Source organism: uncultured Roseibium sp. (genome assembly GCF_947494555.1).
Lineage (GTDB): Bacteria > Pseudomonadota > Alphaproteobacteria > Rhizobiales > Stappiaceae > Roseibium.
Map to the genome: position 1 here is coordinate 143,425 of NZ_CANLVF010000002.1, position 12,925 is coordinate 156,349.

12 protein-coding genes and 1 tRNA gene are annotated in these 12,925 nt (G+C 56.2%); 6 read left to right on the forward strand and 7 right to left on the reverse strand.

Annotation, left to right across the window (positions count from 1 at the left end):
- Nucleotides 1–9: 9 nt before the first annotated feature.
- Nucleotides 10–558, reverse strand: coding sequence for a DUF2155 domain-containing protein (locus tag Q0915_RS09220; protein WP_299470624.1), 549 nt, complete (start codon nt 556–558; stop codon nt 10–12).
- Between the two features lie 105 nt (nt 559–663).
- Entirely contained in the window at nt 664–3,594 is a 2,931-nt protein-coding gene (locus Q0915_RS09225) for a valine--tRNA ligase (RefSeq protein ID WP_299470626.1), read from the reverse strand.
- 174 nt (nt 3,595–3,768) lie between these two features.
- On the opposite strand from Q0915_RS09225, the gene Q0915_RS09230 reads away from it, so the two are divergent.
- Entirely contained in the window at nt 3,769–4,194 is a 426-nt protein-coding gene (locus Q0915_RS09230; protein WP_299470628.1) for a DUF1284 domain-containing protein, read from the forward strand.
- 22 nt (nt 4,195–4,216) lie between these two features.
- Here the strand turns inward: Q0915_RS09230 and Q0915_RS09235 are convergent, their stop codons facing one another.
- The 3 genes from Q0915_RS09235 to Q0915_RS09245 form a co-directional block, all read right to left on the reverse strand.
- Nucleotides 4,217–4,945, reverse strand: coding sequence for a DUF2497 domain-containing protein (locus Q0915_RS09235; RefSeq protein WP_299470630.1), 729 nt, complete (start codon nt 4,943–4,945; stop codon nt 4,217–4,219).
- A gap of 268 nt (nt 4,946–5,213) precedes the next feature.
- Nucleotides 5,214–6,566, reverse strand: a complete 1,353-nt coding sequence (locus Q0915_RS09240; protein ID WP_299472296.1) for a TolC family outer membrane protein — start codon at nt 6,564–6,566, stop codon at nt 5,214–5,216.
- Nucleotides 6,567–6,817: 251 nt separating this feature from the next.
- A complete protein-coding gene (locus Q0915_RS09245) occupies nt 6,818–7,480 on the reverse strand; it encodes a protein-L-isoaspartate O-methyltransferase (protein WP_299470632.1) in 663 nt (220 codons plus the stop codon).
- Nucleotides 7,481–7,732: 252 nt separating this feature from the next.
- Between Q0915_RS09245 and Q0915_RS09250 the strand changes: the two genes are divergently transcribed.
- The 3 genes from Q0915_RS09250 (at nt 7,733) to Q0915_RS09260 (ending at nt 9,574) form a co-directional block, all read left to right on the forward strand.
- Nucleotides 7,733–7,806, forward strand: a tRNA-Cys gene (locus Q0915_RS09250).
- A 118-nt stretch (nt 7,807–7,924) separates the two neighbouring features.
- Entirely contained in the window at nt 7,925–8,356 is a 432-nt protein-coding gene (locus Q0915_RS09255; RefSeq protein ID WP_299470634.1) for a hypothetical protein, read from the forward strand.
- Nucleotides 8,357–8,443: 87 nt separating this feature from the next.
- Nucleotides 8,444–9,574 carry a carboxylate-amine ligase gene (locus tag Q0915_RS09260; RefSeq protein WP_299470636.1) on the forward strand — a complete coding sequence of 377 codons (1,131 nt, stop codon included), beginning with the start codon at nt 8,444–8,446 and terminating at the stop codon, nt 9,572–9,574.
- A 6-nt stretch (nt 9,575–9,580) separates the two neighbouring features.
- Here the strand turns inward: Q0915_RS09260 and Q0915_RS09265 are convergent, their stop codons facing one another.
- Nucleotides 9,581–9,832 (reverse strand): hypothetical protein, encoded by a 252-nt coding sequence (locus Q0915_RS09265; protein WP_299470638.1) that lies wholly within the window; start codon nt 9,830–9,832, stop codon nt 9,581–9,583.
- A 197-nt stretch (nt 9,833–10,029) separates the two neighbouring features.
- On the opposite strand from Q0915_RS09265, the gene cobD reads away from it, so the two are divergent.
- Both cobD and cbiB read left to right on the forward strand, forming a co-directional pair.
- Nucleotides 10,030–11,064: a threonine-phosphate decarboxylase CobD gene (gene cobD / locus Q0915_RS09270; RefSeq protein ID WP_299470640.1), complete on the forward strand. Its 1,035-nt coding sequence runs from the start codon at nt 10,030–10,032 to the stop codon at nt 11,062–11,064.
- A 36-nt stretch (nt 11,065–11,100) separates the two neighbouring features.
- Nucleotides 11,101–12,075 (forward strand): adenosylcobinamide-phosphate synthase CbiB, encoded by a 975-nt coding sequence (gene cbiB, locus Q0915_RS09275; protein WP_299470642.1) that lies wholly within the window; start codon nt 11,101–11,103, stop codon nt 12,073–12,075.
- Nucleotides 12,076–12,197: 122 nt separating this feature from the next.
- Here the strand turns inward: cbiB and Q0915_RS09280 are convergent, their stop codons facing one another.
- A complete protein-coding gene (locus Q0915_RS09280) occupies nt 12,198–12,740 on the reverse strand; it encodes a hypothetical protein (RefSeq protein WP_299470644.1) in 543 nt (180 codons plus the stop codon).
- Between the last annotated feature and the right edge of the window lie 185 nt (nt 12,741–12,925).

A 12,925-nucleotide genomic window follows, 5' to 3' on the forward strand; every position in this document is an offset into this window, starting at 1 on the left:
AGCTCCCAATTATCCCTGGAAGGGTTTCTTCCTTGGAATCCCCGGCCCCGTTTCGACGCCATCATCCGGTCCTGCGAGCGGATCCTCGCCCTCGGCCACAACACCTTTGATCGGTGGCCCGTCATAATCTTCCGGTGGTGGCACTGTGGAGGCAAGTTTACAGTTGGTCAGCCAGATGTCGTAGACCGGGTGTTCAACCGCATGAAGACCTGGGCTCGCGGCATACATCCATCCTGAGAAAATTCGGCGCACTTCGTTGTTCAAGGTGATTTCGTCCACCTGAACAAAACCGGTGGTCAAAGGCGACTCGGTTTGTGGTCTTGTGTGGCAAACCCTCGGAGTGACCTGAAGCGCTCCGAATTGCACTGTTTCGCCAATATAAACATCAAATGAAATGATACGGCCGGTGATCTTGTCGAGACCGGAGAAGACGGCAACCGGGTTCTCGATCTTTTCGGCCTGGACAGCGCCGCCGGGGATGACCGCGGAAATTGCCGCAAGTGCAACAGATGCACATAGTCGTATCGCTGTTTTTTTCGCTTCGAACACTTTTGCCATCAGGTAATGAGTCGCTGGTGCTAGGATAATTGCTTTCTTTGTCGTCGCGCTAGCACCGAATTACGGCCCGGACAAGACAACAACCCGCCCGAAGCCGCATTCGCGTCAGCCAATTTCCGCCAGTCTGTTCATGGCAACCTGAACCTTTTCAAGCTTTACCTTGGATTCAGCCACTTTTTCGCGCTCTCCTTCGACGACGTCTTCGGGAGCTTTTTCAACAAACTTCGGATTGGACAGCTTTTTCTCCGTTTTGGATATCTCAGCTTCCAGCTTGCCGATCTCTTTCTGAAGCCGCGCTCTTTCCGCACTTAGATCAATAACACCGGCAAGCGGCAGGCACACGGTCGCCTCGCCCACGATGATTTGCGCAGACCCGGAAGGCGCCGTGTCCGCGAGCGTAACGGTCTCTGCACGAGCAAGTCGGAGCACAGCCGATTCATGTGTCGAAAGCCGCGAACGCGTTTGCTCGTTCGTGCCAACCATCACAACCGAAACCTTTGCTCCCGCCGGTACGTTCATCTCTGCACGAACAGAGCGTATCTCGGAAATCAGGTTCACAAGCCAGTTGATTTCAGCAGCTGCATCTTCGTCAGACACGAGTGCTTGTGGCCAGGCAGCAAGCATGAGCAAGCCGTCTGCCTTGTTGCCCTCGTCGCCGAGACGCTCCCAAAGCTCTTCCGTGAGGAACGGCATGAACGGGTGCAGAACCTTCAGGATCTCGTCGATTGCCCACGCTGTTGTAGCGCGCGTCTCGGCCTTCGCCGCCTCGTCGTCACCATTGAAGATCGGTTTGGCGAGTTCCAGGAACCAGTCGCAGAAAGTGTTCCAGGTGAACTTATAGACCGCACCGGCCGCATCATTGAACCGATAGTCTTCCAACGCTGCAGTAACCTCGGTGATGCAACGGCCGGTTTCCGTCGCGATCCAACGGTTGAGCGTGTGCTTTGTGGTGGATGGATCAAATTCTTCGACGCGCGCACAACCATTCATTTCGGCGAACCGGGATGCGTTCCAGAGCTTTGTCGCAAAGCGCTGACCGCCTTCAGCGGCCTGGTCAGACATGCGCAGCATCCTGCGCGCCTGAACTTCCTGACTGGCCAGCGCGAAACGGGTTGCGTCAGCGCCAAAGCGGTCGATCAGGTCGAGCGGGTCAATGACGTTGCCTGTCGACTTGGACATTTTCTTGCCTTTGCCGTCGACGACGATGGAGTTGAAATAGACGGTGTGGAACGGCACTTCATTCATGAAGTGCAGGCCCTGCATCATCATTCGGGCGACCCAGAAGAAGATGATGTCTAGACCCGTGATCAGCACATCGGTCTTGTAATAGCGTTCCAACTCAGGCGTCTTGTTCGGCCAGCCCAGGGTTGAAAATGGCCAGAGCGCGGAGGAGAACCAGGTGTCGAGAACGTCCTCATCACGCGTTAATGCCCTGCCGCCCGCCATTTCAATGGCTTCTTCCTCAGTCTGGGCGCAAAATTCTTTGCCGTCCTCATCGTACCAAACCGGGATCTGATGTCCCCACCAGAGCTGGCGTGAGATACACCAGGGCTGGATATCATCAAGCCAGTTGTAATAGATCTTGTCGGCATTGCCAGGGATCAGCTTTGTCGTGCCGTTCCTGACCGCTTCAAGTGCCGGACCCGCGAGGGTCTTGGCATCGACGAACCACTGGTCGGTCAACATCGGCTCGATGACGACTTTTGAGCGATCGCCGAATGGCTGCATGATTTTTTTCGACTCGACCATCGGCAGCTCGGATGGTCCGGCTTCGTCTTCACCTAGAGCGCGAATAATCGCCCTCCCCAGCGGGTGCCATTCCGGCGCGTTGCCCTTCATCCAGGCAACGTCGGGACGGTCAGCGGGAACCATGACCGCGAGCCCCTCCGCCGTGATCTGCTCGATGACACGCTTGCGCGCCTCATAGCGGTCAAGGCCACGCAAGTCGTCCGGAACGATGTTGATCAGGTCGACCTCTTTGACGGTCATTTCCGTTCCGTCAATAATCGCCTGTGCTTTAGCCGCCTCCTCGACATATGGCGCGCCGTCAGAACGCATTGCGCCTTTGGTGTCCATGAGCCGGTACATCGGGATCTTGTTGCGCTGTGCGACGCCATAGTCATTGAAGTCGTGTGCGCCGGTGATCTTGACCGCTCCGGAACCGAAATCTGGATCCGGATAGCTATCCGTGATGATCGGAATCAGGCGGCGATGCGCCTTCGGACCGACCGGGATTTCGCAGAGCTTGCCGACAATCGGCGCGTAGCGGGTGTCACCCGGGTGAACCGCGACCGCGCCATCTCCCAGCATCGTCTCAGGGCGCGTGGTCGCGATCGAAATGTAGTCGCGGTTCTCGCGGAGGGTGATGTTACCCTCCTCGTCCTTCTCGACATATTCATATGTCTCGCCGCCGGCCAGCGGATATTTGAAATGCCACATGTGGCCGTCTGTCTCGACATTCTCAACTTCCAGATCCGAGATTGCGGTCTCGAATTTGGGGTCCCAGTTGACCAGCCGCTTTGAGCGATAGATCAGGCCTTCATTATAAAGATCGACAAAGACCTTCAGAACCGCCGCAGACAGGTTCGCAGACATGGTGAACTCGGTCCGGCTCCAGTCGCAGGAGGCACCCAGACGCTTCAACTGACCAAGGATGGTTCCCTCGGATTTGCGTTTTTGCTCCCAGACCCGCTCGACGAATGCTTCCCGTCCCATCTCGCGGCGTCCGGGCTGCTGCGTTTCCATCAGTTCCCGTTCAACCACCATCTGCGTTGCTATCCCGGCGTGGTCGGTGCCGGGCTGCCAGAGGACGTCATATCCCTGCATACGCTTCCAGCGGATCAGAATGTCCTGCAACGTGTTGTTGAGCGCGTGACCCATGTGGAGCGAACCGGTCACGTTTGGCGGCGGAATTACGATGGAAAAGGCAGGCGCACCCTCTTTGGCGCCAGCACCGGCCTTGAAGGCCTCCGACTGTTCCCAGGTCTCGTAAATCCGCGGCTCGACACTTGCCGCATCGTAGGTCTTATCCAGCATCAGGGTCACTCAATGGGAGGATGTATTTCGAATTTCGTGAGCTCCCGTGTAAATCGGAAGCGTCGGCACAAGTCAACAGCCTTAAGGCGCGCTCGAGGCAAGATGAGACCTCATTTGCCTGAGAACGAAACCCCGGTGCTTGGGCCCGGCGAAAATAAATGCCATAAGCCCGGCATGACTGTTTCGATCCGGCCCCATCATCTGCTTTGCATCCTGACCTATTTGGGCAAGGGATACACGGCAAGCTTCGTGCAAAACTACAACGGGGTCATCAAGCGGTTGAATGCCGGTGAAACTGTCACGATCGTAACCGGACCGGACGATATTTGCCGCGCCATGCTCAACGAAGACGGTTGCCATTGTCACAATGACAGTGTGCTCGAGCGGGACGCGATCGCATTGGCACAGGTCAGCAATTTTCTGGACCGTGACGTTGGACCAGGCCAGCCGGTCCACCTTACGCCAGATCGTATCGCTGGATTGAGAAAAGCCTTTGCAGCCGGGGAAATTCGGGGAGGCTGTGCCGGATGCGAGTGGTCCGAGCTTTGTACGTCAATCTCTGCCAGGAACTTTGCCGGATGCCATCTGTCGACCCGGTAGCTTCACTTTGGCCTGTTCGAGATCAGCGCCGCCTCGTAACGCGCTGGATTTCCTTTTGCACCATCTGCTCAACCATGCCTGGGAGGTTCTGATCAAGCCAGGCTTTCAGCATCGGGCGCAACATTTCCTGAACAAGTTCCTCAACCGTCTGTGCCTGGGAGCCAACAAACATGTTCGACAGATTGTCGAAAGCTGCGTGAACAGCTTCCCCGGTATTGTTCGACGTCAAAGGCGCGTTTTCGGCGACCAGCGGAAGGTCGTCCGGAACCGGTGCCGTTTCAATCGTTGACGGCGGGAACGGATCCGGTGCCGGGGTGAGAACAGCTTCAGGCTCTTCGGCGAACGATATGTCGCCGGCCGGACTGTCGAACTCATCCGCGAGCCCTTCGACCATTTCCATGCTGTCGTCTTCTTCGACAGCAAGCTCTTCCGTCAACTCCAGAACGTCGTCTTCACCTTCGTCTTCAGCGGCATCGGCTTCCATGGCCGCTGCCATGTCGTCCGCTTCGTCTTCAGACGAGTCTCCGCCGCCGCTTGGCTCCATATCAAACAGTTTGTCGAGATCGTCCTGCGACATTTCTCCAGCATCGCCCATATCATCTACCGCTTCTTCTACTGGAGTTTCTGCTTCTTCTGCTTCTTCTGCCGCTTCCGCCTCGTTGCCCTGGGTGTCTTCATCGGAAATAATGCGGCGGATCGATGCGAGGATCTCCTCCATCGACGGCTCTTCAGCCTTTTTCGCCTCTGCCATGACTTCCCCCGTGCAATTCAGCCAAGCTGCGGACTATCCGGTAAGTTCCAATTGATTCGTTATCGGAAATTATGCGTGTCGATACCAGAGCCGCAAAGCAACCGTGCAAAAAACGGTCGCCTTATCCCCTCATATGTCTGTTGAAAGCCTTGCCGCTGTACATGAAAACAGTTGCTTATGGGCATACGGGGTCAGGCTCTAAATAAACAAAAGGGCCGAAACCATCTGGCTTCAGCCCTTAGAAAATTGATCTTTGCAGAGCGCCCGTTCAACGACCGTCCGGTGTTCTGAGACCGAACCATTTGCCGCGAACCGCCTTGTAGTGCTGCGTAGGATCATAGATCTGCACACGAAGACCAAGTCTGCTTGCACTCAGATTGCCAACAGAGGACACCAGCTGGTAGCCGCTGATAATCCGGTTGCTCTGCGCGGTCACGAGGTTCGACTGCTGCGTCACAAGTTCACGCTGTGCGTCAAGCACATCGAGCGTGGTCCGCTGGCCGACACGCTGTTCTTCAATAACGCCTTCGAGCGCAAGCTGCTGCGCCTCGACAGCGGCACGCGCTGCAACAATCGATGCTTCAGCCGCCTGATAATTTCCCCATGCTGAAATGACGTTCGCCCTGATCTGATCCCGGGTCACGTCCAGTTGGAGACGGGTTTGTCCCAGAGATTCTTTCGCCTGCCGGACGCTGGAAGATACACTTCCTGCCTGGTAGATGGGAATGCTCACGCTGCCGCTGACAGACGCGGAATCCTGATTTTCGGCAAAAAAGGTCTCTGTATCGAGGCTTCTGGAGACACTGCCGCTGACCGAAACGGTCGGCAGAAGCTGGCCTTCGATTGCCTTGACGTTAAAAATGGCCGCATCCACCTGGTGCTGCGCCTGTTTGATCAGCGGCTGATTGGTCTCGCTGCTTTGAAGCGCAGTATCAAGCGACTTTGGTACAAAGCGATTGATGCCGGCGTCAGCGGAGAGATTTTTGGCCTCAATGCCGATAACCTGCCGATACACCGCCCGGCTGGAATTGAGATTCGCCATGGCGGAGTTAAGACTTGCCTGCGCTTCAGCGGCACGTGCTTCCGCCTGACTGACGTCGGTGCGCGTACCCTCGCCAACGTCAAACCGGTCACGGGCAGCCCGAACCTGTTCCTGCAGGAACGCAAGATCGCTCCGCTGCAGCGACACGAGCGCAGTATCCTGGATAACACTCACATAGGCTGTTGCCGCCGACAGAAGCGTATCCTGCTCTGTCGCAATCAGGCTTTCCCGCTGCGCCCGGACGAGCGCTTCCGCCTGACGCACCGAATTCACGGTCCGAAACCCGGCAAAAACAGTCTGGCTGATGCTCAACGAGATTGACGCGTTGTTTTGCACATTCGACAAATTGCCGGTCGCGGAATCACTCCAGCTTCGCGACAGGCTTGCTGCCGCCGAAACGGTCGGCCGCCAACCGGACAATGCCTGCGGCACTCCTTCGTCTGTGGAGCGCATCGCCGCCCGCGCGGCGTTCAACGAAGGATTGTTGGTATAAGCCAATGCGAGCGATTGCCAGATCGTTTCGGCTCTCGCTGGAGATACCGTAAGTCCAGTCAACGAAACGGCAGCGACCCCACCCATCAGCACAAGTCCGACGGTTGCTGCCCTAAATGTTGATCGACGAGACACCCATTGCTCCTTCAGGATCACGACACTTGAGCATGTTGAGTAAACTGAAGAGTTTTATTCTTCAAGCGTTTACGCGCCAGAAATGCGGTTTTTCCCGGAGTGCGTCTTTATAGCAACAAGTCAAAATCCGAGGTAAACCGCTCGCGCTGTTGTTAAAACCCGCAAGTCCGCGTCGGCTTTCATCCGCGACCTGAAACGGTCGCCTAAAATACGAATTCTGCCGTCCTGGCAAAGCCGGGCAACATACTGACCGAAGCATTGAACGCGAATCGGCTGCTGACCGCCTCACCTGACTTGCGGAAGAGGCGCGATGCACCGGCGCCACCCTGGCCTTCAACAACCACCAGACGCCCGGCCTCTTTAAGCTGTGCTGTCAGTGTTTCCGGCAAGACTTCGACGGATCCGTCAACGAAGATCACGTCATATGGGCCTTCCGACGCGTATCCTTTGACAAGCGGGCCGTCCACGACCACAGCATTCTCAATACCAAGGTCAACCAGCACCTCGGTTGCCGTCTTGACGAGGTCTTCGTTTTCCTCAAGTGCAACGACCGAGGCAGCAAGGTCTGCAATGACGGCGGCGCTGTATCCGGTTCCCGCGCCGACAACCAGAACAACATCGTCTTTCCGGATTTCGGCCAGTTGAACGAGTTTTCCGAAGATATGCGGCTTCATGAGAAACCGTTCGCAATCCGCCGGTCCAACCGGAAGGTCCTCGTCGATATAAGCGACAGCCTTTTTCGACGCCGGCACAAAGCGTTCTCTCGGGACCGCTTCCATCGCGTCAAGGATCCGGTGATCGGTGACATCGTTGGTGCGCAACTGGTTGTCCACCATCTTGCGGCGGGACTGGCTATAGTCCGTCATTTCGGCCCTCACTTTGACTTGCCGGAAAACCGGCGCCTCTGAAGACGTTCATTAGCGAGGCAAACGCGGCCTGACAAGTATCCCTTGCAACGGATTTCCTGAAAGTGGAGCGCCCGGAATTCAGAAAATGATACCAGGCTTGAGACAGATCCTTCGTGCACGCGGCCATGGCAGTGGAAATGTGAACCAGTCCAAATTCTGGACTTGACCAATGCGCACAACTGTTTGATAAGGCGCGGCACACCACACGGTGGCCCTGTGGCGGAGTGGTGACGCAGCGGATTGCAAATCCGTGTACACCGGTTCGATTCCGGTCGGGGCCTCCAACATTTTCAAAAAAAATAGCTAACTTGAACGGCTGGTCTGTCACGTACGACCGGCAGCTACCGCATTCCCCGACGGCATGATAGCGTTGCCCGGTATATTTCAGATCGGGGGAACATTATGAAAGTTACCGAAGGACATACGCCCGCACCCGCAAAGATGGCGCGCGCGGTGACGACGACCACAATGAAGCGCGTCGAACCGCCGCGGCCCAGCAAGTCTCCGGAAATTGTCTCGCAAAGCAGCAATATCGAAGCGCTCGTAGAAACGTTGCGCCAGCGGATCAACGACCTCGAAACACGCATCACCGAACTGGAAAATGTCATCACGATCCAAAATCAGGATGTCATCATCAATTCATCCAAAAGTGTCCTGATACAGGGCATGGACACGGTCGAGATATCAGCGGGAACAAAGGTAAAGGTCGCTGCCGCGATGTTCGAGGCCAACGTGCCGATCGCCAAGTTTTCCGGCGTTCTGGAATGCGACGTTCTTCAGGCAAACGCCGTCATCAGCGCCAGCTATACACCTGGGGCCGGCAATATCTGGTAACACCCGACACCACTGAGTATTCGGCTATCTGTTGCAGGTGATTTTCCTGTCTTGACACCGGCATTCAAATATTCGGATGCTGTCTTGATGAAAGAACCGAGTTTCAGTGTTGGCGTCGAAGAAGAATATCTGCTGGTCGACAAGACCAGCCGGAAACTGGCCAGCTCCCCGCCGAAAGAGTTGTTTTCCGCATGTGAACGGGCGCTTGAAGGGCGAGTCAGTCCGGAATTTCTGCAATGCCAGATCGAGGTCGGCACACCGGTATGCATGACGCTATCGGAGGTGCGCGCAGAACTCGCCTATTTTCGAAAGACGGTTGCCAGGGAGGCATCGGCGCATAACTTCGCCCCGATCGCCGCCTCGACCCATCCGTTCGCAGAATGGACGGACCAGCCCCATACCGACAAGGAACGCTACAACCAAATTGCCAGGACGATGCAGGTTGTCGCCCGAAGAATGCTCATCTGCGGCATGCATGTCCATGTCGGTATCGAAGACGATGAACTGCGCCTCGATCTTTTCAATCAACTTGCCTATTTCCTTCCGCATTTGCTGGCGCTCAGCACGTCTTCCCCTTTCTGGCGCGGCCGCAACACGGGGCTCAAGTCCTATCGCCTCGCCGTTTTCAACGAAATGCCCAGAACCGGTTTACCGCCGCGATTCGAAAGCCATCATGAGTACCGGCAGATCGTCGACATCTTGAGCCATGCCGGTGTTCTGGAGGATGCGACCAAGATCTGGTGGGACCTCAGGCCGTCGGATCGTTTTCCCACGCTGGAGCTTCGCGTCACAGATGTGTGCACGCACCTGGATGATGCTGTTGCGATCGCCGCCCTTTACCGATGCCTGTGCAGGATGCTTTACCGGCTGCGCCGCGCCAACCAGAGCTGGCGTCCCTATTCCAGGTTCCTGCTTGCCGAAAACAGATGGCAAGCACAACGATATGGAACAGCTGCCAGCCTGATCGATTTCGGGCGGAATGAAACAGCCCCATTCGTTGATCTGGCCGAAGAGCTGATCGAACTCGTCAGCCCCGATGCCGCCTTTTTCGGGTGCGAGGCCGAAGTGGAGCATATCCGGACGATCGCCGAACAGGGAACATCCGCTGACAAGCAAATAACACTTGCCGGCGACATTCCCGACGATGGCTTGATACAACCGGAAACGCTCAACAGGATTGTCGATCACCTCCTGGCAGAGACGCAGTCCGGCCTCTGATCCCTTTCAATCCGGTTTTCGCCTGTTGGCGGCCGGCGAACCATGCGCATTTGCATGGAAGTGAGCCCGGTCACCGGTGAGAACAAACGCGAATTCGTCGATTTCGTCGATGACCGCTCCGGCAGATCTCGCCAGACCCGATTTGGGACGCATGGCACGCAGGGCTTCAATCAAAGATTTTCTTGCTTCGGCAAGCGATGCCAACACATCCTCGCGGTTGAATTCCTTCGGACCTTTCGTCCGGCGCTCTGCAGCCATTAGTCACCCCACAAAATGTTCTTCTTTTGTTCTTATAGATTCCAGAATTTTCCTGTCAATTTGCGTTTCTGACAATGCAGATGTCGTTTAACGCGCTGACCGCCGGGCTGTAATCGGATAAACCTTGCCAAAACAATGACTAGGAGCTTGTACCGGTTTGCATCTGAAGGCCGGACGGAACGGTAAAGGGTGAAGTCGTGAAACACGGTGGTGATTTGTCCCTGGCGATCGAGCGTTTCGGCGGTGCTGCAGGTGACTGGCTCGATTTGTCGACCGGTATCAACCCGCATCCCTATCCGATTGGGCAGGACTTGTCGGCGGCAGCCTGGACCGCCCTGCCCGGCCGCGTTGCTGAAGAACAGCTCCTGTCGGCTGCCAGGCGTGCCTATGCGGTTCCGGACCATCTCGGACTTGTCGCGGCTCCGGGTACACAAGTTCTGCTCTCTCTGCTGCCCATGCTTCTTCCGGACGGCGCTTGCGCCATTGCAGCTCCGACGTACCAGAGCCACAAAGCGGTCTGGCTGCGGGAGGAAAGAGAGCTCATCGAACTCTCAAGCGTATATGCGCTGCCTGCTGACGCCAAGATCGTCGTTCTGGTCAATCCCAACAATCCTGACGGACAGCTTATTGACGTCAAAAGCCTACTGGAAATCGCACGGATCCTGACCGAGCGTGGTGGCTATCTGGTTCTCGATGAAGCGTTTGCCGATGTTATTCCGGGCGCGAGCATCCTGCCTCACCTGGGCGGTGAAAACGTCGTGGTGCTCAGATCCTTTGGCAAATTCTTCGGTCTTGCGGGCGTTCGGCTCGGCTTTCTTGCCGGCCCGCACGCAATCGTTGAGAAGTTGTCCGCACGTCTGGAGAGCTGGAGCGTAAGCGGCCCGGCCCTGGAGATCGGAGCCACTGCGTTGCGTGACAGAGACTGGCAAGACGCGACCGTACGGCGTCTGGCGGATGAAATGGCTGATCTGACCATCGCCCTTTCCGAACAGCAGCTGAGCGTTTTTGGCGGGACGCCGCTTTATGCGCTTGCAGGATTGCGCGATGCAAAAGGTCTGCATGAAGCGTTGGCCCGGCGCCACATCTGGACCCGGATATTCGACTACGCACCAACCTGGATCCGGTTAGGACTGCCCGGTAGCCAGGAAAATCTCCAGCGGCTGGTGGACGCCCTTTCAGAAGCCAGGGCCGAACTTCAGCAGACCGGCAGGCGGAGACGCAGGGAGCGTTAGGTTCCCCTTTGAGCGGTTTTGCTCTAGCAAGATTTCATGCTGATTTACGAACATGCGCTCTGGCTGCTTCTGGCCGCCATCTTACTTGATGCTGTTGCCGGTGATCCTGACTGGCTCTGGCGACGCCTGCCGCACCCGGTCGTCTGGATCGGCAAGACGATATCGTTGTTCGACACGCACATGAACAAAACCACCGCGACTGCTTTCCGGCGGAAGCAGGCAGGGGTTGCCGTTCTTCTGGTTCTGGTTTCCGGAGGTCTACTGGTGGGTGCAGGCTTGCAGGCGATTTCGGCACGGCTCCCTTTCGGAGACATTCTTATCGTGATTGTCGCAGCCGTTTTCATTGCTCAAAACAGCCTTTACCGGCATGTCGCAGCGGTGCGCGACGGACTTGAGCAAGATGGTCTCAACGGCGGCCGCAAGGCCGTTGCCATGATTGTCGGGCGGGACCCGGACCAACTCGATGAAGCTAGGGTTTCACGGGCTGCGATCGAGTCCTGCGCAGAGAACTACTCGGATGGCGTCGTCGCTCCCGTCTTCTGGTTCGCGCTTTTCGGCCTGCCGGGCCTGCTTGCCTATAAGGCCGTCAACACCGCGGACAGCATGATCGGGCACAAGAACGACACATACCGTGATTTCGGCTGGGCCTCAGCACGGTTTGACGATCTGATCAACCTGCCCGCTTCGAGGCTGTCGGGGCTTTTCATAGCGCTCGCGGCGCCGCTTGCTCATGGCACCATTCGCCGAAGTCTCTCCTCGATTGTCAAAGACGCCGGAAAACACAGGTCGCCCAATGCCGGATGGCCCGAGGCGGCCATGGCGGGTGCGCTTGATATCGCGCTTGCCGGCCCACGGACTTATCCGGGATACACAGTCGACGATCCTTACCTCAACGAGACCGGACGCAAGGAAGCGACAGCCAATGATATTGACCGAGCGGGAATAGTGATGATTGGTGCGTGCGCAATTCAAGCGCTCATGATCGGGGCGGTCGCCATGGTGATCGGTTAGCGGCGTTGTGAATGATAAAGGACCCTTGACCCACATTTCCGGATGGCTGGCGAGATCCGCTCAGAGCCTTGGATTGGAGAAGAATTGCTTCCACCTAATAACCCCGTACCTTTCGAGGGGCTCTAGTTTTCCGTCTTTTCTTCACGTCCGGAATAAACAGCCGGTTTCAGCTCACGAAGCCAGGTGAACAGGCCGGAAATTCGGCCAGAAATTGCAATCAGAATGAACCCGGCTGCGACCTCGAATACTGAAGACCAGAACGTAGCAATTTGCTCGGGCGTCACGATCCTCCCACCTGAACTGAATTTTGAATTCATCCATAGTTGAAACTGAAAATTTGTCAGTCCCTCCAACCCGTACATTGCGAACCCCAAACCTATCAGCGCGATGCCCGCAGACTGAAAAACGCCCACCTTGAACGCGTCGTCTCCACCCGCATCGCCCGTCGGCATACGAAGACCAATCAAAACGACACGAGGATATGTGAACAACAAAAAGCAAATAAGAAACTGCCACAAAACAGTCAGTGAGTGTAAATCCAGATGATCGTCTGAAACAATGTTCAGGATCATACTGGGAACAAAATAAACTATGCTCATGAAATAATAGATTGCGAACAAACGCACGAGAACGAGTGCCAATTTAACAATCACGACAATCTCCAATACTCAATTGCGCGTTAGTCGACAAATGTTCCGCGCGAAAAGCGGTTTACACAAAATCCAGAATAAACCTCCTTCCTTCCTTTGTATCGTGTTCAGCAAGACCACGTGCAATATGCAGTTTTGCAAGACGTCCCTGCGGCAAAGCCGCCGCTGCTGAAATTCAGAGCCTGACCAAACACAAAAGG

Coding starts and splice junctions, on each gene's coding strand:
- Q0915_RS09220 (WP_299470624.1), bottom strand. CDS start 558: ATGGCAAAAGTGTTCGAAGCGAAAAAAACAGCGATACGACTATGTGCA.
- Q0915_RS09225 (WP_299470626.1), bottom strand. CDS start 3,594: ATGCTGGATAAGACCTACGATGCGGCAAGTGTCGAGCCGCGGATTTAC.
- Q0915_RS09230 (WP_299470628.1), top strand. CDS start 3,769: ATGACTGTTTCGATCCGGCCCCATCATCTGCTTTGCATCCTGACCTAT.
- Q0915_RS09235 (WP_299470630.1), bottom strand. CDS start 4,945: ATGGCAGAGGCGAAAAAGGCTGAAGAGCCGTCGATGGAGGAGATCCTC.
- Q0915_RS09240 (WP_299472296.1), bottom strand. CDS start 6,566: ATGGGTGGGGTCGCTGCCGTTTCGTTGACTGGACTTACGGTATCTCCA.
- Q0915_RS09245 (WP_299470632.1), bottom strand. CDS start 7,480: ATGACGGACTATAGCCAGTCCCGCCGCAAGATGGTGGACAACCAGTTG.
- Q0915_RS09255 (WP_299470634.1), top strand. CDS start 7,925: ATGAAAGTTACCGAAGGACATACGCCCGCACCCGCAAAGATGGCGCGC.
- Q0915_RS09260 (WP_299470636.1), top strand. CDS start 8,444: ATGAAAGAACCGAGTTTCAGTGTTGGCGTCGAAGAAGAATATCTGCTG.
- Q0915_RS09265 (WP_299470638.1), bottom strand. CDS start 9,832: ATGGCTGCAGAGCGCCGGACGAAAGGTCCGAAGGAATTCAACCGCGAG.
- cbiB (WP_299470642.1), top strand. CDS start 11,101: ATGCTGATTTACGAACATGCGCTCTGGCTGCTTCTGGCCGCCATCTTA.